Origin of the sequence: Asanoa sp. NPDC049573 (assembly GCF_040676615.1) — a bacterium.
Taxonomy (GTDB): domain Bacteria; phylum Actinomycetota; class Actinomycetes; order Mycobacteriales; family Micromonosporaceae; genus Asanoa.
Genome location: NZ_JBFAPI010000021.1, coordinates 75,103 through 92,967 on the forward strand (window position 1 = coordinate 75,103; position 17,865 = coordinate 92,967).

The following is a 17,865-nucleotide window of genomic DNA, read 5'->3' on the forward strand; positions in this document are numbered from 1 at the left end:
TATCGAAGGCTCTGAGTGTAGGCGCCGTCAGTCGAGAAGAAACGCGGCCACCGTAGCGGCCACCTCGGCCGGGCCGCGCTGGTCGGGGCCGAAGTGGTCGAGCTTCGGGAACGTGTGCACCCGTGCGGCGGGCAGCACCTCGGTGAGCCGCTCGAAGGCCGCGTCCATATAGGGCAGCTTGCTCTTGCCGCCGGCCAGCAGCAGGACGTCCGCGGACACCTCGCGATAGTTGGGGTAGCTGTCGTGGAGCCGGCCGACCTCCTGGTGCTCGCGCAGGTTGGCGTCGAGCAAGCGGAACACCTTCGCCCGGTGCTCGCCGCGGAAAACGATGCGCAGGATGGCCGACATGAGCCAGCGCGGGTTGCGCCGGGCGGCCGCCGGCCCGGTGGCGATCGCGAAGGTGGCGAACGCGTCCATCGGCCGGCCCTGCTCGATGAACCGCCGGTAGGCGGGGATCCAGTCCATCGGTACGCCGCCGTCGACGCTGACGCCCGGCTCGTACACCGCGAGCTTTTTGATCTCAGGGTCCCGGCGCGCCGCTTCGAGCGCGACCAGGCCGCCGAAGCTGTGCCCGAAGACGAACCGGGAATCGGTGGCCGCGCGGACGGCCGAGAGGTCGGCGCACTCGGTCTCGATGCTGTAGTCGTCGCCCTGCGGCCCGCTGCCGCCCCGGCCGCGACGCTCGATCGTGTGCACGGTGAAGGTGGGTGCGAGCGCGTCGGCCAGCGCGGCGTAGTCGCTGGCATCGTTGAGCGCGCCGGGAACGACGACGACGCCCGGGCCGGTCCCCTTGGTGACGTAGGTGATCCGGGTGCCGTCGGGTGCGAGTGTGGTGGGCATGATGCCGTCCTAAGAGGTGGTGTCGGTCAGCGCGGCGTTGAGCCGCTGGGTGTGCGCGAAGTAGGTGTCGAACGGCACGCCGGTCGACTCGACGAACGTGGTGAGCCGCTGGACGAGGTCGGAGCCGGCCCGGTCGACGAGGTGCCGGCCGGCGTCGGTGAGGGCGATCCGGCGCCGGTTGCCGCCCGCGGGGTCGGGCAACACGCTCAGTAGTCCGCTGTCGGCGAGGGTGCCGACCATCCGGCTCACGGAGGGTTCGGTGACGCCGAGCCCGTCGGCGAGCGCGCGCTGGGTGGACGCGCCCAGTTCGCCGACCATGACGAGAACCATGAAGCGGCGGTACGACAGCCCGTGGTCGGCTCGCATGATCCGGTCGCCGGCCTGCTCAAGGCGGGACACCAACGTGTGCAGTTCGAGTCCGAGGTTCTTCACGGACCCATCTTAGCTTGTTAAGTTAGGAATGCAAGTTACTCACATCGGTTCGGCGACGAGGTCGCCCCGCGCGGCCGTTACCCGCGTGCCGTCGGCGAGGATGACATCGACGCGGCCCTGGTCGTCGGCGGCGCTGACCCCGAAGACGGGCACGCCGGCCTCGGGCGAGCGGCGGTTCCTCGGCGGCCGGTAAACCCAACGGATCTCACTCGCCTGCATGGTGCCCCGCCCCCGTTCACTGCCCGGCGCCGCCGGATGCCGTACCCCCATTTGACCGGATTTTGCCCCTGGCCACGAACCGGCGCGCGGTGCGGTCTCGAATGGTGGAGCGGCGGTATCGCGTGGCTCAGCCGGCGGCGCCGCGGACCGTCCAGGCGCGGGCGGTGAGCCGGATCGAGCCGTCCGGCGCGACCGGCAGCCGGGAACGCAACAGGTCGCGCAGGCGGTTGCGGTCGGTGGGTTCGAGCCGGGCGACGAAACCCGGCGCCGGGCCCTGCCCGCCGAGGAACGGTGTCCAGAAGTCGTCGAACCCGGTGAATGTGGTGGCGGTGGAAACGGCGTCGACGGTCACCCCGGTCAGCCCCGCCTGGTTCCACAGGGTCCGCAGGCGATCGGGCCGGCAGACGGCCGCGAAGCGGTCGAGTTCGTCGGGCGCGGCCGGGTCGATCTTTGTGGCGGCGGACCAGAAATACCGCAGCATCTCCATCCCCTCGCCGTAGTCCCACACGTAGGCGGCGACCGTGCCGCCGGCGGCGGTGACCCGCGCCATCTCGGCGACCGCCCGCGACGGGTCGCTCACGAAGTTGAGCGCGAGCCCGCTCACCGCGACATCGACCTCGCCGTCGCCCATCGGCAGCGCGGTGGCGTCACCGACCTGGAACCGGACCCGGGGGTCGGCGACCCGCTCGGCGGCCGCGGTGACGAACTCCGCCGACCTGTCGAACCCGGTCACCGCGACCGGCGCCGCGGTGTCGAGCACCGTACCGCTCAGCGCCCCGGTGCCACACCCGACATCGACCCACCGCTGCCGCATGGGCGCGGCGAGCCAGCGCAGGAACAACGGAGCCACCCGCCTGCTCCAGCGGCCCATGTAGGCCTCGTAGGCGTCCCGCTCAGACCATCGTTCCGGCACCACGCCGGCAACAGTATCCGCTGACCACCATCGATCACCCCTCGTTCGGGTGAACGACTCTCGCATCCGTCACCCACCCGACTCTCACCGACCGGCGAGGGCGTCCCGCGTACGAGTGGTGCGGCGCGCCACCATCGCGATCCACAGCGCCTGACCGACCCGCAGCCGCCGGGACCCGTCGGCGGCCCCGACAAGCTCGGCCAGCCCGGCCCGCTCATGCGGCGGCACGAACGCCAGGATGATCACCACCGGCAACACCGCGGCGGCGAGTTCGACCAGCACGACAAACCCGATGAACGAGCCGACCGTGGCAATGAGCGCGATGTGTTCCATACCAACCTCCTCAGACTCCACTCACGACGGCGGCGACGACCACGACGAACACCATGCCGAAGGCGAACGCGACACCGACGACGGCCGCCAGCGCTTGCACGACGGGCCCGATCGGCGCGAAGGCGCGCCGCAACCACCGTAGGGCGATGAGCGCGACCAGCACGGCGAAGGCCAGATAGAGGTAGCGATGGTCGCTGAGCGAGTTCCACAGATCCGCAAGACTCACGATGATCACCCCACATCGCTGGGCCGAGCGTGCGCGATGGATTCACTATTCATGATCAAGATTCAAGGTCACATGCATTATTCATAGGGCGCGAATTCAAGCGCTCAAAGCAGACCTAGAGTGCCATATGGCTGAGTGGTATCGTCCATCTCGCACACTGGCAGACCGCTTCATCCACAGTGGCGGTCCCGCAGGACGGTCTCGAAAGGATGACGAAGGAGCGGCGTTGCTTGACGATGCCGGCTAGGTGAATCAAGAATCAGGGCCCGTGAATAGGCCCAAAAACACGACAAATGCCGACCCGTCAGGTCAAATTCCGTCTCACGGCGACCTGAGGCTGCAGACGATAGCCGCGCTGTGCAGCACCGGCTCCTGCCCGACCATCTACCGAAGTGATCGCGGCACGGTGGTTGTCCAGGGTTATGCGGTGACCGCCGAGCGCGCCGGCATGGTTCTGCCCGAGGGCGAACTGCTCGTGGAGATTCCCGCCGAGCTCCTGGCAAACGTAGCCCGCACCGTCTCCTGACGACGTCCCGTCCCAAACGACGAGGGGGCGCCGCATGGCCATCACATCCGGCGCCTCCGATCCAGAAGACTCCCTGGGCGCCACGCTCGCCCGCATGCGCCGCTCGATGAATCTGACCGGTCGCCAGCTCGCCAAGCGGGTCGGGATGAGCCAGCCGAAGATCTCGCGGCTGGAGAACGGTGTCGGGCTGCCCGATCCCGCCGACGTGGCGCGCATCGCGCGGGAACTCGACGCTCCCGACGACGTCGTCGTTCGCCTGACCGAGCTGGCCGAGCAGGCACACAATCAGATGACCGACTGGCGCCCGATGTCACCCTCGCTGGCCATCCGGCAACGAGACGTCGCGGATATGGAAGCCGAGGTCCGCACATTGCGGGTCTTCCAGCCGACGGTCATCCCCGGGCTGCTCCAGACCAGCGACTACATCCAAGCGGTGCTGACGCCGATGCAGCGGCTCATCCTCGCCGACGGGGCCGCCCCGTCGGCCGCCGCGATCCTCGAAGCCGTTTCGGCACGGGTAACGCGTCAAGAGATCCTCGCCGACCCGACCCGCACCTTCCACTTCATCATCACCGAGACGGTGCTCAGCAATCGGTTCCTGGCACCGGAATACATGCCCGCACAGATCCAACGACTGCGTGATGCCGCCAAACAAGACAATGTGACTCTGGGTCTGATCCCAGCCGACGCGGACATCATCGTTCCTCCGGTGCACGGTTTCGTCCTGGCCGACGACGTGTCCGTCGAGATAGACCTGTTCAACACCGCGATCTCCACCCAGGGCCGCAGAGACACCGCCTTCTACCGGCAGGTCTTCGACGAGTACGAGCGGGAGTCCACCACCGACATCGAGCCGATTCTCGAGCGGCATCTCGAGCACTACCTGGACCGCCTGCGTGGACGGCACCCTGGCCCTGACCCCGCTTGACCGCTGTTACGAGAGCGTTCCGGAGTCGGCTGTGGAAATGCTGCGGGACCGGTGGGCGCCGGGTCCAGTGAACCCGGCGCCCGACACTTCGGTTACGCCGGTTCGATCCAGATGTTGCGGTAGCGGACCGGGTTGGTGTGGTCCTGTAGGCGGATCGGGCCCGGGGTGTTGGCCTCGGCCGCTCCCCCGCCTGTCGGGCCGTCGACGGCCACGTTGTTGTGCACCGTGACGCCGTTCCAGACCACGGTCATGCGGGCGTTCTCGGTCTTGGTGGTGCCGTTGTAGCGGGCCGCGCGGAAGGTGACCTCGTACGTCTGCCACGTCTGCGGGGCGGTCGCGGCGTTCACGTCCGCCGCTTTCTTCTGGTAGATCGACGCTGCCTCGTCGTTGCCGAGCGAGGTGTCGCCGAACGAGTCCAGGACCTGCAGCTCGTAGCGGTCCTGTTGGTAGACCCCGCTGTTGGCGCGGGCCTGGCCCGTCACCTCCGGGCCGTACTGCGGCAGCCAGAACTCCACGTGCAGCTTGTAGTCGCCGTAGCTGGCCCGGGTCCGGATGTCACCGCCGTTGACCTGCATGCCGCCGCCGGTGATGGTCCAGGTCGGGGTGCGGCCGTCGGTGTGTTGCCAGTTCGCCGTCATCGACGCCGCGGTGCCGTCGAACAAGACCGTGCGGGTCGGGGCCGACGACGAGCCGTACACCTCCACCTCGTAGATCCGCGCCGCCGCGTTGCCGTCGCTGGCCGGGGTCTGCACGTTCAGCCGCACATAACGGGCCTGGACCGCGGTGAACGTGTGGGTCGTCGTCGCCGCCGTGTTGGCCGTCACAGTTGCCACCGTTGACCACGACGTGCCGTTCGTCGCGACCTGCAGGGTGAAGTCGCGGGTGTTCCAGGCGGCGTTCTCGCCACCGGTTGCCGCGTGCTTGACAACGATTCGGTTGACCGTTGCGGCAACACCCAGGTCGACCTGCATCCACCTGGTCGCGCCGAGCGAGCACCACTTGTCGGTGTTGCCACCGGTGACGCTGCCGTTGACCGCCTTGGCCGGGCCCTCGTCGGCGTTGCAGGAACTGTCGGCCGTCGCCGGCTTGTTCAGGGCAAGGTTGACGCCCGGGCCACCGGTGACCGAGATGTTGTCCAGGTTGACGTTGCCGATGTCACCGGCGTCGTAGCGGTACGCGATCGTGTTCGTGCCGGCGTTGAGCGTCACCGTCTCGGTCTTGACCGCCCACGTGTCCCAGTTGTTGGTGAACGGCAACTGCGTCTGGCGCAGCTTGGTGCCGTTGACGTAGAGCGACACCGTCTTCGTACCCGTGCCGCCGTTCGGACCGTTCGAGTAGCGCAGGTTGACGTCGTAGGAACCCGCGGCGGCCGCGGGCACCGAGAACGTCGTCGTCGCGCCCTGGGTGCCATAGCCCGCGACGAAGCCGGAGCCCGTGTAACCCAGATGGTCGGTGGCCACCGCCGCGCCGCCCGAGAGCACGGCCGACTCCGCCTCGAGCACGTCACCTGGCTGCTGCGGCCCGCCGACCGGAGCGTTGAGCGTGTACCAGGCCTCGGTGCTCCACAACGACTGGCCGTTCGCGGCGGAGAACGGGCGCGGCGAGCGCACGTACACCACGCGACCGGATTGCAGGCCGTTGATCTTGAGGGTGACCTTGCGGCCGTCGGTCGACGCGGTCGCCGAGGAGACCGTCAGCGTCTGCTCGTCGACCTTCGGGCCGCCGTAGTTCTGGGTCGGGACATAGCGCCACTGCTTCACCGTGAACTCGGTCGCCAGCGAGGCGATCGTCGCGGCCGACAGCGGCTGCGTGTATTCCATCTCGAACCCGCCGGCGATCGCCCGCATCGCGAGGATGTCGAACGCGTTGCCGCCGTTGGGGGTCAGCTTCTGCAGGCCGTACTTCAGCTTGCCCTCCTGCCCCCAGTTGCCGTCGGCGCCGAGACCGCCGACGTAGATGGCGCCGTCCGGACCGATCGAGGTGCGCAGCACGCCCATCTCCAGGCCCTGGGTGTGCCGGAACAGCGCGCCCTGGTATTCGCCGTTGATCTTCTCCAGGAACGCCCGCTGCAGGCCGCCGTAGGTCACGTCACCGATCAGCATCTGTCCGGCGAACGGACCCGACTGCACCATGACCGGCGTGCTCGGCGAGTTGGCGATCTCGTTCTGCGGCATCCACAGCACCGGCTGGGTGACGGGCTGGCTCTGGAACGGGCCGGGCGGGTTCATGTTGAGGTTGAAGAACCGGTCCTGCTTGATGTGCACCAGCTTCGACGACGGCAGCCAGTCACCCTGGTTGTCGGTGACGAAGATGCCACCCTCCGGACCCCAACCGATGCCATCGGGCGTACGCAGGCCGCCGGCCACGTAGTGCACCGCGCCCGTGTTCTTGTCGACCCGGATCGTCGTGCCGCGGTTGGGCGCCGGCTGCGGGTTGGTCGTGGCGCCGCCGTAGTTGATCGAGATCGACAGGTTCAGGTAGAAGTAGGGCGCCTGGTAGAGCAGGCCGAAGGCGAACTCGTGGAAGTTGCCGCCCCAGGGCCAGGTCGCCACCTGCCGGTAGTTGTCGGTGACCCAGTCGCCGTTGGTGTCGTTCAGCTCGACCAGCCGGTGCTTCTCCGACACGTACAGCTTGCCGTCGACGTACTTGATGCCCATCGGCTCGCGCAGGCCGGTCGCGATCCGTTGGTAGGTCACCTGCGCGGGCGAGGTCGCACCGGTCACATTGGACAGCAGATAGACCTCGCCGACGACGGTGTCGCTGCCACCCCAGGTGGTGATGGCGAGCCGGCCGTCGGGCAGCCAGTCCATCGCCGACACCTGTGGCTGGAAACCGCTCGGCCGCAGGTTGGTCAGCGTGTAGTTTGGGTGCACGGCGTTGAGCGGCAGCCCGTCGCCGGGCGCATCGGTGATGCCCTCGCACTCCTTGCGGCCCGGCGCGGTCACCCGCACCACACCGGCGTCGGTCGACAGCACGCTGTTGGGCACCAGAACAAAGGCCGACGACCCGGGGGTACGCCAGTCCAGCGTGATCTGCTGGTCGACGGCGCGCTCGAAGTGGTCGATCCGCAGCGAGTGGTAGCCCGTGCTGAGGCTGATGGTGCCTTCCTTGGGCGGGCTGGCGCTGTGCAGCCCGTCATGGTCGACCACCACGGTGCTGTCGATCGTGAGCCGGGAGCCGTCGTCGCTGCTGAGCCGGAACGTGTAGCTGCCGGCCGTCGCGATGTTGATGTTGCCGATCACCTGGCTGACGAAGTTGTCGCTGAACCCTCCGAAGTCGGTGGTCGACGTCCAGTTGATGGTGGGCATTAGCTTGTCCACATTGGGCGTCTGGCCGGGCTTCAGGACACAGATCTTGTCGAGGGGCACCTGCACGTCGAATACGCGCAGGGTGACACCGGGCTCTTGGGGAGGGATGGCGGCCGCGGCAGCGGCCGGCGCGACGAGCACGCCGGCCAACAGGACGGTGGCCGCGAAAAGGGTGCGTAAACGGGAGCTCACTGTTCCTCCGGGACGGTAGAGGGACGAGCGGGTTGCGGACACGGTAGGTGGCTTCCGGCCAGCTGTCCATATCTATCCGTCAATGCGGCCGAACTTCTGTCCGATTCAGCAGAAGTACATATGCCGCCACCGAAAGAGTTGCCGCGGGTCACCAAACTCAGGGATAGTCATCGATATGCGTGCTGTCTTACTAGACGGCCTTGTCCAGCAGGGACCGCTGTTCGGGGCTCAGGCGCAGCTCCATGGCCGCGATCGCCTCGTCGAGTTGGGCGACCGAGCTCGGTCCGACGATCGGCATGGCCGCGGGGCAGCCCCCGGTGAGCCAGGCCAGCACGACGTGGTTGCGGGTGGTGCCGGTCTCGGCCGCGACCGTGTCCAGCGCCGCCAGCCGCGCGGCCGTGCCCGGGTGGTCGTACTCCGGTGCCAGCGGCTTGTCGGCCCGCGTGTAGGAGCCGGACAGCAGCGGTGTGTAGGACCAGATCGCCATGTCGTCGTGGCTCTCCACATAGGAACGCACCTCGTCGCTCAGGTGGCCGAACCGGTGCACCACCGACGGCCGGGTCCCGGGCCGCGGTTGCAGGTAGGTCAGGTGCTGCTGCACCGCCGTGTAGCCGGCCACACCGAGGTCGGCCGCGAACCGCCGGGCCCGCTCCAGCCGCCACACCGCGAAGTTGGAGCAGCCGAGCCGCCCGACCAGGCCGGCCGAGACCAACTCACCGAACGCGCCGACGGACTCCTCGATCGGCGTACGACGGTTGTCGCGGTGCGCCCAGTACATCTCGACGTGGTCGGTGCCGAGCCGGCGCAGGCTCGCCTCGATCGCGCTCTTGATGGTCTCCGGCGCCAGCCCTTCGGCCGTCTCCGGGTACCGGTTCGCCTCCAGCGGCTCGCAGCCGACCTTCGTGCTGATCGCGACCCGGTCGCGTACTCCGGGCCGGCGGGCCAGCCAGCGGCCGAGCAGGGCCTCGCTCTGCCCGCCGAAGCCGCTCGGATCGGCCCAGAAGGCGTAGCAGTTGGCCGTGTCGATCCAGGTGCCGCCCGCGTCGACGAAGCGGTCGAGGATGGCGAACGCGCGCTTCTCGTCGACGGTGGTGCCGAACATCATGGCGCCGAGTACCAGGTTATCCATCATGGGATCGACGATAGTAACGATCGGTCAGGCCGTACGCTCCAATGTCGTGGCACTTTCCCAGACCAATCTGGCGTGGGCGACGCTGCTCGACCCAACCGGCCGCGGCCCGGCGCACCAGCGCCTGGCCCGGGCGCTGCGGGCGGCGATCCGCTCCGGTCGGCTGCCGACCGGCTCGGCGGTGCCGCCCAGCCGCGCACTCGCGGAGGAACTGGGTTGCTCGCGCTGGGTGGTCACCGAGGCCTACGGCCAACTGGTCACCGAGGGCTACCTGGCGGCCCGGGTCGGGTCGGCGACCCGCGTGGCGTGGACCCCCGACGACGCACCACGGGGCCGGGTCCCGCGGCCGCGGCCGACGCCGCCCTCGCCCCGCTACGACCTTTCGCCAGGCCTGCCTGACCTACGCGCCTTCCCCCGCCGCCGGTGGGCCGACGCGGTCGCGGCGGTCACCGGCGCCGTCTCCGTCGACGACCTCGGCCCGCCCGACCCGCGCGGCCACCCGACGGCCCGCCGCACCATCGCGGAATACCTGCAGCGGTCCCGCGGCGCCGTCGCGACCGCCGACACCGTCACGGTCTGCGCCGGCATCACCGACGGCCTCACCCGGCTCGCCCGGGCGTTGCGCCGCGTCGGCGTCCAGAGCGTCGCGGTCGAGGAACCCGGCTGGCTACGGCTGCGCGCGGCGGTCACCAGCGCCGGCCTGTCGGCCCGCCCGGTGCCTGTCGACGGCGACGGCCTACGGGTCGACGCCCTGTCGGATGTCCGCGCCGTCGTCGTCGGCGCCGCACACCAGTTCCCCAGCGGCGCGGTCCTCTCCCCCGCCCGGCGCGCCGCGCTGGTGCGCTGGGCCCGGTCGGTCGAAGGCTTCGTGATCGAAGACGACTACGACGCCGAGTTCCGCTACGACCGCCGCCCGATCGCCGCCATGCAGGGGCTGGACCCGGCCCGGGTGGCGCTGCTCGGCTCGGTGAGCAAGACGCTCTCGCCCGCGCTCGGCCTCGGCTGGCTGCTGGCACCGCGCATGCTGTCCGCCGCAGCCGACCCGGTGACCGCGGCGCCACCGGTGCTCGACCAACTGGCGCTGGCCACGTTCGTCGACCGCGGCTGGTACGACGCCCATCTCCGCGCCGCCCGCCGCCGCTTCCGTGCCCGCCGCGACCGGTTGCTGGCCGCGCTCGCCGAGACGATCCCGGAGGCCACCGTCGAAGGCACCGCCGCCGGCCTGCACGTGCTCCTCCAACTCCCCGACGGCACCGACGCCGGCGCCGTGGTCCGCGAGGCCGCCCGCGCCGGCCTGCGCCTGGTCGACCTGGACACCTACCGGGCCGAGAAGCCCGCCACGCCGACCCCGGTGCTGGTCCTCGGCTACGGCAACCTCGCCGACGGCGAGATCGCCCCCGCGGTGGCCCGGCTCAGGACGACCCTCGACCGGGTCTAGCCCGGAGCGCTCTGGCATGCTGGAGGTGAGCGCGACTGGCGGCACAGGATGGCACTGACCATCGGGGAGCCCGCCCGTGAGCATCGACCGCCTGGGTGCCCACGGTCGAGGGGGAAATGACGATGTCCGCACGCCTGCTGCCCGGCGGTCCGGTCGCCGAGAGCATCCTGGCCGACGTCTCCGACCGCGTCCGCGTGCTGCGCGACAAGGGCGTCACGCCAGCGCTGGCCACGATCCTGGTCGGCGACGACGACGCCAGCGCGGGCTACATCCGGATCAAGCAACGACAGGCCGCCGACCTCGGCTTCGTCTCACCGCACGCGCACCTGCCGGCCGACAGCACCCAGGCCGACCTCGAACGGGTGATCGCCGAGTTCAGCACCGACCCCGCGGTGCACGGTCTCCTCGTGCAACACCCGGTGCCCGGCCACCTCGACTACGACCAGGCCCTGAGCGTCATGGACCCGGACAAGGACGTCGACGGGATGCACCCGGTCAACATGGGCCGCCTCGCGCTCGGCCTGCCCGGCCCCCTGCCCTGCACACCGGCCGGCATCGAGGCGATCCTGGCGCACTACGACATCCCGGTAGCCGGCCACGAGGTCGTCATCCTCGGCCGCGGCGCGACGCTGGGCCGCCCGTTGGCGATGCTGCTCGCGCAGAAGCGCCCCACCGCCAACGCCGCCGTCACCGTCGTACACACCGGCGTCAAAGACTGGCCGCGCTACACCTTGCGGGCCGACATCCTGATCGCGGCCGCCGGCGTGCCCGGCATCATCCAGCCGGAACACGTCCGCCCCGGCTCGACGGTGATCGGCGGCGGCGTCCGCTACGAGGGCCGCCGCCTCCTCCCCGACGTCGACGAATCCTGCGCCGAGGTGGCGGGCGCGATCACACCGCGCGTCGGTGGCGTCGGGCCGACGACGGTCGCGATGCTGTTCCGCAACGCGGTCAGCGCGGCCGAGCGGGCGACAAGCTAGACACCGAGCATGGCCGGGCGCCGGTAGGTGTCCTGGCGCGTACATGTTCTCGCATGTGGCCACATGCGAGAACATGTACGCCCGAAGAGACCCCACCCGACTCGTCGGCGCCGGCCCCGACCCGCGGCGACCGCGCGGGCCACACCGATCCCGAGCGGGAGGGGCGATCGGCGCGGTACCGCACCAGAACGGGTAGCCCTCGCATTGCTCGCGAAAGCGGACGTATCGCTCGGGCCATTAGGGCCGGCTGGCCCGCTGACGGGCGGGTCTTAGGCTTGCACGCGACTGTGGCCCGAGTGGAATGAGGAAGCGATGAGTCAGGACCCGGATTTCGAGGTGCTTGAAGACGACGGGGTGCTCGACGCCTCCGACACGCTCGACGACGACCGCGTCGCCGACCCGTTGGACGTCGGCATCGCCCCGGCCGACCGGTGGAGCGGTGCCAACCGCTTCGGCACGACGGCGGCCGAGGAGCGCGCGGGCGAGTCGCTCGAGCAACTGCTGGCGCAGGAGGAGCCCGACGTCGACCCGGACGCGGACCCGGCCGACGACGAAGACGAGATCAGCCGCCGCGGTTACGAGCAGGACCCCCGCGCCGGCCGGCTGGTCGAGGACGACCAGGGATTCGGCGAGGACGACCAGGCCGACTCGGTAGCGTGGGATGCCGGGATCGATGCCGGCGGTGCCAGCGCCGAAGAGGCCGCGGTGCACGTGGTCGACGGCCCCGACGACGATGGTGACGGACCTCTCCGCTGAGCCACCGCACCAGCCGGGCCTACCGGAATAGTTGCGGCGTCAAATAAGTTGACGGTGGCTGACGAACCGAGGTGTTTGACATGCAATTCGGGCTATTCTCCGTCGGCGACGTGACGCCGGACCCGACCAACCGCACCACCCCCAGTGAGCACGACCGCATCAAGGCCATGATCGCGATCGCGCTCAAGGCCGAAGAGGTCGGTCTCGATGTCTTCGCGACCGGTGAGCACCACAATCCGCCGTTCGTGCCGTCGTCGCCCACCACGATGCTGGGCTACATCGCGGCGCGCACGGAGCGGTTGCTGCTCTCCACCGCGACGACGCTGATCACCACCAGCGACCCGGTGAAGATCGCCGAAGACTTCGCGATGCTCCAGCACGTGGCCGACGGCCGGGTCGACCTGATGCTCGGCCGCGGCAACACCGGGCCGGTCTATCCCTGGTTCGGGCAGGACATCCGCAACGGCATCCCGCTGGCCATCGAGAACTACGCGCTACTGCACCAGTTGTGGCGTGAAGAGGTGGTCGACTGGAAGGGCCGGTTCCGCACGCCCCTGCAGTCGTTCACCTCGACGCCGCGCCCGCTCGACGGCGTGCCGCCGTTCGTCTGGCACGGCTCGATCCGCAGCCCGGAGATCGCCGAGCAGGCCGCCTACTACGGTGACGGCTTCTTCGCCAACCACATCTTCTGGCCCAAGGAGCACACCCAGCGCATGATCGGGCTCTACCGGGAGCGCTTCGCCCACTACGGGCACGGCACCCCGGAGCAGGCCATCGTCGGCCTCGGCGGTCAGGTCTTCATGCGCAAAAACAGTCAGGACGCCGTACGCGAGTTCCGGCCCTACTTCGACGAGGCCCCCGTCTACGGGCACGGCCCGTCGCTGGAGGAGTTCACCCGGGAGACGCCGCTGACGGTCGGCAGCCCGCAGCAGGTGATCGACCGCACACTCGGTTTCCGCGAGTACGTCGGCGACTACCAGCGCCAGCTCTTCCTGATGGACCACGCCGGCCTGCCGCTGAAGACGGTGCTCGAGCAGCTCGACCTGCTGGGCGAAGAGGTCGTGCCCGTGCTGCGCAAGGAGTTCGCCAAGGACCGCCCGGCCAACGTGCCGGACGCGCCGACGCACGAGTCGCTGGTCGCAGCGGCGACGGCTTCGGCGGAGGCCGACGAGGTCGCGGCATGACCGAGCGCACCATCGCGGTGGTCGCCGGCGGGCTGCGCCAGCCCTCGTCGACGCGGCTGCTGGCCGACAAGCTGGCAGCCGCGGCGGGCGAGGAGCTCACCCGGCTCGGGGTCACCCCGAAGATCGAGGTGATCGAGCTGCGCGACCACGCCCACGAGATCGTCGACAACCTGCTGACCGGCTTCCCGGCGAGCAGCTTCACCAAGGTGGTCGAGACGGTCGCCGGCGCCGACGGGTTGATCGCGGTGTCTCCGATCTTCACGGCTTCGTACAGCGGCCTGTTCAAGTCCTTTGTCGACCTGCTGCCCGACGGCACGCTGGCCGGCAAGCCGGTGCTGATCGGCGCGACGGGCGGCACCGCCCGGCACTCACTCGCGCTCGACCACGCCATGCGGCCGCTGTTCGCGTACACCCGCTCGGTCGTCATGCCGACCGGTGTGTTCGCGGCGCCCGAGGACTGGGGCGGCGACGAGGGCGGCGGCCGGCTCGACAAGCGGGTCCGGCGCGCGGCCGGGGAGCTGGCGGCCGAGGTGGCCCGGCGCGAGCCGGCCGTCGCGGTCGACCCGTTCGCGCTGCGCACGTCCTTCGAGGAGCTGCTGGCCGGCGAATGAGCGAGGATGGGGTCATGTACCTCATCCGGGAGAAGATCTTCGACATCGGCGACGACTTCGACATCACCGACGACGCGGGCAACAGGGTGTTCCACGTCGACGGCAAGGTGCTGAGCCTGCGCGACAAGCTCGTCATCGAGGACCCGTCGGGTCGCGAGGTGGCCGCGGTGCACCGCAAGCTGATCGCGCTGCGGCCGACGTACGCGATCAGCATCGGTGGTGAAGAGGCCGCCGAGATGCGCAAGAAGCTGTTCACGCCGTTCCGCGACAAGTACACGATCGACGTGCCGGGCCCCGACGACCTGGAGATGAAGGGCGACCTGCTCGACCACGAGTACGAGGTCGAGCTGGGCGGCGAGCGGGTCGCCACGGTCTCCAAGAAGTGGTTCTCGATCCGCGACACATACGCGGTCGACGTCGCGCCGGGGCAGAACGACCTGCTCATCCTCGCGGGTGTGCTGGCCCTCGACCTGGCCGAGTCCCGTGCGGAGCGCAAGCGGGCGGAGGAAGCGGGTCGCGACGACTAGCAGGCCGTCGGCTCGTCCCAGTGCACCTTGGCCCGGCCGAAGGGGATCACTCCCTTGGGCACGCTGCGCGGGATGGCGACGTCTCCGCTGACGACGTACCAGGAACTGCCGCAGGTGTCGGGTTCCACGGTGGTGAAGGTCCAGCGCGGGTTGGCGCGGTCGAGGTAATGGGTCCCTGACCGGAAGAGCTTCGAGCTGCCGTCGGCGGCCCGCTCGTAGGTGACCCAGGTGACCTTGATCCGCTCTCCCGGGCAGATCTGGCTCTCGGCCTTCGTGCGGGCAGCGACCGTGATCTTGCCGTAGGTGTAGGGGCCGGGCACGTCGACGACGCCTACTCGCATGCAGGACGGCGTCTTCGTGGCCGGCGTCGTCGGGTCGCGGTCGGGGTGGCGCTGGCGGTCGGGCTCGGCGTCGGGACGCTTGTCTCGCCGGCGTCCGCGGTGGCTTCCGGGTCGGTGGCGGTGGCCTCCGCGGCGATGGCCCGAGTGTCGGGTGTGAGGACGGTCACAGGTGGGCATGAATGGCCACATGTCGATCGCCGAGAAGCCCCGGTCGGCGGACGCGCCGCGGCGCGACCGGACCGCGTACCTCTATCTGGCTGTTGTGGTGGCCGTGCTGGCCGGCATCCTGGTCGGGCTGCTGGCCCCCGGGGTCGGTGAGTCGCTGAAACCGCTGGGCACCGGGTTCGTCAACCTGATCAAGATGATGATCAGTCCGATCATCTTCTGCACGATCGTGCTGGGGATCGGGTCGGTGCGGCAGGCCGCCAAGGTGGGCAGGGTCGGCGGTCTGGCGCTCGGCTACTTCCTCGTCATCTCGACGGTGGCGCTGGCGATCGGCCTGGTGGTCGGCAACATCCTGCACCCCGGCAGCGGCCTGGACCTCAGCGGCGGCAAGCCGCCGGACACGAGCGGATCCGAGGGTACGGTCGACTTCCTGCTGGGCATCATCCCGACCACGCTGTTCTCGGCACTGACCAACTCGCAGGTGCTGCAGACGCTGCTGGTCGCGCTGCTGGTCGGCTTCGCGATCCAGGCGATGGGCCCGACCGGCGAGCCGATCCTGCGGGCCGTCGGTTTCCTGCAGCGCCTGGTCTTCCGGGTGCTGGCCATGGTCATGTGGGTGGCGCCGATCGGCGCGTTCGGCGCGATCGCGGCGGTGGTCGGCGAGACCGGGTGGAAGGCGCTCGCCGGGCTGCTGCAGATCATGCTGGGCTTCTACCTGACCTGTGCCATCTTCGTCTTCATCGTGCTCGGCCTGCTGCTCAAGCTGGTCACCGGGCTCAACATCTTCTCGATGCTGCGTTATCTCGGCCGCGAGTTCCTGCTCATCCTCTCGACGTCGTCGTCGGAGTCGGCGCTGCCCCGGCTGATCGCGAAGATGGAGCACGTCGGGGTGTCCCGCACGGTGGTCGGCATCACGGTGCCGACCGGCTACTCGTTCAACCTGGACGGCACGGCGATCTACCTGACGATGGCCTCGATCTTCGTGGCCGACGCGCTCAACAAGCCATTGGCGGTGAGCGAACAGATCGGCCTGCTGCTCTTCATGATCGTCGCCTCGAAGGGCGCGGCCGGGGTGACCGGTGCGGGCCTGGCCACGCTGGCCGGCGGTCTGCAATCGCACCGGCCCGACCTGGTCGACGGGGTCGGCCTGATCGTCGGCATCGACCGCTTCATGTCCGAGGCGCGGGCCCTGACCAACTTCGCCGGCAACGCGGTCGCCACGCTGCTGGTCGGCCAGTGGTCGGGCGAGTTCGACAAGGCCCGCGCCGACCTGGTCCTGCGCGGCGACGACCCGTTCGACGAGGCGACGATGCTCGACGACGAGGCCGCGGTGGAGGACCGGGAGCCGGTGGTGGCCGCACAGCGCGGCGCGCCGGCGGACCGCGAATCTGAACCGATCTAGTTCGACGCTCGCGGGCGCCGCGGCTCGTCCCGCCACCCGCGCTGGGGCAGGTGGCGGGGCGAGGAGGGAGCCGTCAGGCCGCAGCCGCGGAGCACGGCCGGGGCCGGTGGGGTTCGACGCGGTCGGCCCAGCGCCGCAACAGGGCCGCCGCACTCCGCCGGAAGGGGTCACCTCGCCCCTGGACGCGTTCGCGGTCATGGACGACCGGCGCCTGCGGGCGGGCCGAGTTGACGTGTTCGCGGGTGTTGTTGATGGCCTGGACGAAGGCCGACGGATCGATCATGACAGGTCCTCTCAGGATGGTGCCGGGCCGGTGGACGCGCGGACGACGAGCTTCGTCGGCAACACGACCGTGCGGTCGGCGGGGTCGGTGGGCGGGTCGAGCAGCAGTTGACCCGAGCGCCGCCCGCGCTCGGCCGCCGGCTGGTGGACGGTGGTCAGGCCGTCGGCCGCCGCCTCGGGGATGTCGTCGAAACCGACGACGGACACGTCGTGCCCGGGGCGCAGGCCGCGCTCCCGCAGTGCGTCCAGCACGCCGAGAGCGAGGATGTCGCTCAAGGCCGCGATCGCGGTCGGGCGGGGCGCCCGGTCGAGCAGGTAGCCCGCTGCCTCGGCACCGTCGGCACGGCCGTTGCCGGCCACGTTGACCGTGCTGATCGACGACCACCCGACGCCGGCGGCGGCGAGCGCCTCCTGGTAGCCGCGCAGGCGCTCCCGGCTGGTGTAGTAGCCGATGTCGGCGGGCGACGCCAGCCGCGCGGGGCCGGTCACCCGCGCGACGCTCAGGTCGTCGCCGACGATCGCGACCCGGCGGTGGCCGAGCGCGACCAGGTGCTCTCCCGCGGACCGGGTGGCGGCCGCCTCGTCGATGCCGACGAACGCGTTGAGCGGGCCGTCGCCCTCACGCCGCTGCCCGCTGGCCACCGGCAGGCCCCGGGCCTGCACGGCGTCGAGCGCGGGATGCCAGTCGGGCATGCAGTAGACGCAGAAGCCGTCGACCACCGCGTCGTTGACCGCGCCGACCGCGGCCGCCTCGTCGTCGATCGACAGCGGCAGCAGCAGCAACCCGGTGCGGGCCTGCTCGGCGCTGCCCGCGAGGCCACGCAGGAACTGGACCGCGTAGGGGTCGGTGAACGCGTAGGACAGGGTCGCCGTGAACAGCACGCCGATCGCGCCGGCCCGCCGCTTGCGCAACGAGCGGGCCGCCGGATCGGGACCGGCGTAGCCGAGCGCCGTCGCCGCGGCCAGGATGCGGGCCCGCAGCTCAGGGGACAGCTGGTCGGGCCGGCTGTAGGCATTGGAGACGGTGCTCCGCGACACCCCGACGGTGTCGGCCACGGTCTGCAACGTCGGTCGCACCGCCGCGCCTCCTCTGCATCGATCCAGAACGGTTCTAAATCGATACAGTACGCCGC

General features: G+C 70.1%; 20 protein-coding genes and 1 riboswitch. Of the genes, 9 read left to right on the forward strand and 11 right to left on the reverse strand.

The genetic code is table 11. The features are described 5' to 3' along the window. Positions 1-27: 27 nt before the first annotated feature. The 6 genes from AB0J74_RS33085 to AB0J74_RS33110 form a co-directional block, all read right to left on the reverse strand. Positions 28-840, reverse strand: coding sequence for an alpha/beta hydrolase (locus AB0J74_RS33085; RefSeq protein ID WP_363455167.1), 813 nt, complete (start codon positions 838-840; stop codon positions 28-30). Between the two features lie 9 nt (positions 841-849). Further along, on the reverse strand, positions 850-1,272 hold the full coding sequence (locus tag AB0J74_RS33090; protein ID WP_363455171.1) for a MarR family transcriptional regulator: 423 nt from the start codon (positions 1,270-1,272) through the stop codon (positions 850-852). A gap of 39 nt (positions 1,273-1,311) precedes the next feature. Continuing rightward, entirely contained in the window at positions 1,312-1,542 is a 231-nt protein-coding gene (locus AB0J74_RS33095; RefSeq protein ID WP_363455174.1) for a hypothetical protein, read from the reverse strand. A gap of 76 nt (positions 1,543-1,618) precedes the next feature. Further along, complete coding sequence (locus tag AB0J74_RS33100) at positions 1,619-2,407, reverse strand: class I SAM-dependent methyltransferase (protein ID WP_363455177.1); 789 nt, start codon at positions 2,405-2,407, stop codon at positions 1,619-1,621. 81 nt (positions 2,408-2,488) lie between these two features. Continuing rightward, a complete protein-coding gene (locus tag AB0J74_RS33105) occupies positions 2,489-2,737 on the reverse strand; it encodes a hypothetical protein (RefSeq protein WP_363455180.1) in 249 nt (82 codons plus the stop codon). Between the two features lie 10 nt (positions 2,738-2,747). After that, positions 2,748-2,963 (reverse strand): hypothetical protein, encoded by a 216-nt coding sequence (locus AB0J74_RS33110; protein WP_363455183.1) that lies wholly within the window; start codon positions 2,961-2,963, stop codon positions 2,748-2,750. Between the two features lie 268 nt (positions 2,964-3,231). On the opposite strand from AB0J74_RS33110, the gene AB0J74_RS33115 reads away from it, so the two are divergent. After that, a complete protein-coding gene (locus AB0J74_RS33115; RefSeq protein WP_363455186.1) occupies positions 3,232-3,489 on the forward strand; it encodes a hypothetical protein in 258 nt (85 codons plus the stop codon). Between the two features lie 34 nt (positions 3,490-3,523). Continuing rightward, positions 3,524-4,417 (forward strand): helix-turn-helix transcriptional regulator, encoded by an 894-nt coding sequence (locus AB0J74_RS33120; protein WP_363455189.1) that lies wholly within the window; start codon positions 3,524-3,526, stop codon positions 4,415-4,417. 92 nt (positions 4,418-4,509) lie between these two features. On the opposite strand, the gene AB0J74_RS33125 is transcribed toward AB0J74_RS33120, so the two are convergent. Beyond that, the gene (locus AB0J74_RS33125; protein WP_363455192.1) at positions 4,510-7,917 is read right to left on the reverse strand and encodes a family 16 glycoside hydrolase; all 3,408 of its coding nucleotides are present in this window, start codon (positions 7,915-7,917) and stop codon (positions 4,510-4,512) included. 190 nt (positions 7,918-8,107) lie between these two features. After that, on the reverse strand, positions 8,108-9,049 hold the full coding sequence (locus tag AB0J74_RS33130; RefSeq protein WP_363455194.1) for an aldo/keto reductase: 942 nt from the start codon (positions 9,047-9,049) through the stop codon (positions 8,108-8,110). A 46-nt stretch (positions 9,050-9,095) separates the two neighbouring features. On the opposite strand from AB0J74_RS33130, the gene AB0J74_RS33135 reads away from it, so the two are divergent. The 6 genes from AB0J74_RS33135 (at position 9,096) to AB0J74_RS33160 (ending at position 14,542) form a co-directional block, all read left to right on the forward strand. Next, complete coding sequence (locus tag AB0J74_RS33135; RefSeq protein WP_363455197.1) at positions 9,096-10,484, forward strand: PLP-dependent aminotransferase family protein; 1,389 nt, start codon at positions 9,096-9,098, stop codon at positions 10,482-10,484. A 21-nt stretch (positions 10,485-10,505) separates the two neighbouring features. After that, a riboswitch (ZMP/ZTP riboswitch) is annotated at positions 10,506-10,588 on the forward strand. A gap of 12 nt (positions 10,589-10,600) precedes the next feature. Beyond that, entirely contained in the window at positions 10,601-11,464 is an 864-nt protein-coding gene (locus AB0J74_RS33140) for a tetrahydrofolate dehydrogenase/cyclohydrolase catalytic domain-containing protein (protein ID WP_363455200.1), read from the forward strand. A gap of 312 nt (positions 11,465-11,776) precedes the next feature. Further along, positions 11,777-12,220 carry a DUF5709 domain-containing protein gene (locus tag AB0J74_RS33145; RefSeq protein WP_363455203.1) on the forward strand — a complete coding sequence of 148 codons (444 nt, stop codon included), beginning with the start codon at positions 11,777-11,779 and terminating at the stop codon, positions 12,218-12,220. 80 nt (positions 12,221-12,300) lie between these two features. Continuing rightward, a complete protein-coding gene (locus AB0J74_RS33150) occupies positions 12,301-13,404 on the forward strand; it encodes an LLM class flavin-dependent oxidoreductase (protein WP_363455205.1) in 1,104 nt (367 codons plus the stop codon). Beyond that, entirely contained in the window at positions 13,401-14,015 is a 615-nt protein-coding gene (locus tag AB0J74_RS33155; protein ID WP_363455208.1) for a CE1759 family FMN reductase, read from the forward strand. The genes AB0J74_RS33150 and AB0J74_RS33155 overlap by 4 nt, the downstream gene beginning before the upstream one ends. Positions 14,016-14,029: 14 nt before the next feature. Continuing rightward, positions 14,030-14,542, forward strand: coding sequence for an LURP-one-related family protein (locus AB0J74_RS33160; protein WP_363455211.1), 513 nt, complete (start codon positions 14,030-14,032; stop codon positions 14,540-14,542). Here the strand turns inward: AB0J74_RS33160 and AB0J74_RS33165 are convergent. Next, the gene (locus AB0J74_RS33165; protein WP_363455214.1) at positions 14,539-14,883 is read right to left on the reverse strand and encodes a hypothetical protein; all 345 of its coding nucleotides are present in this window, start codon (positions 14,881-14,883) and stop codon (positions 14,539-14,541) included. The two genes, AB0J74_RS33160 and AB0J74_RS33165, sit on opposite strands and share 4 nt — an antisense overlap. 187 nt (positions 14,884-15,070) lie before the next feature. On the opposite strand from AB0J74_RS33165, the gene AB0J74_RS33170 reads away from it, so the two are divergent. Further along, positions 15,071-16,450, forward strand: a complete 1,380-nt coding sequence (locus AB0J74_RS33170; protein ID WP_363455217.1) for a cation:dicarboxylase symporter family transporter — start codon at positions 15,071-15,073, stop codon at positions 16,448-16,450. A 73-nt stretch (positions 16,451-16,523) separates the two neighbouring features. On the opposite strand, the gene AB0J74_RS33175 is transcribed toward AB0J74_RS33170, so the two are convergent. Together AB0J74_RS33175 and AB0J74_RS33180 are read right to left on the reverse strand one after the other, a co-directional pair. Beyond that, on the reverse strand, positions 16,524-16,733 hold the full coding sequence (locus tag AB0J74_RS33175) for a hypothetical protein (RefSeq protein ID WP_363455220.1): 210 nt from the start codon (positions 16,731-16,733) through the stop codon (positions 16,524-16,526). Positions 16,734-16,744: 11 nt separating this feature from the next. Then, entirely contained in the window at positions 16,745-17,809 is a 1,065-nt protein-coding gene (locus AB0J74_RS33180; protein WP_363455223.1) for a LacI family DNA-binding transcriptional regulator, read from the reverse strand. Between the last annotated feature and the right edge of the window lie 56 nt (positions 17,810-17,865).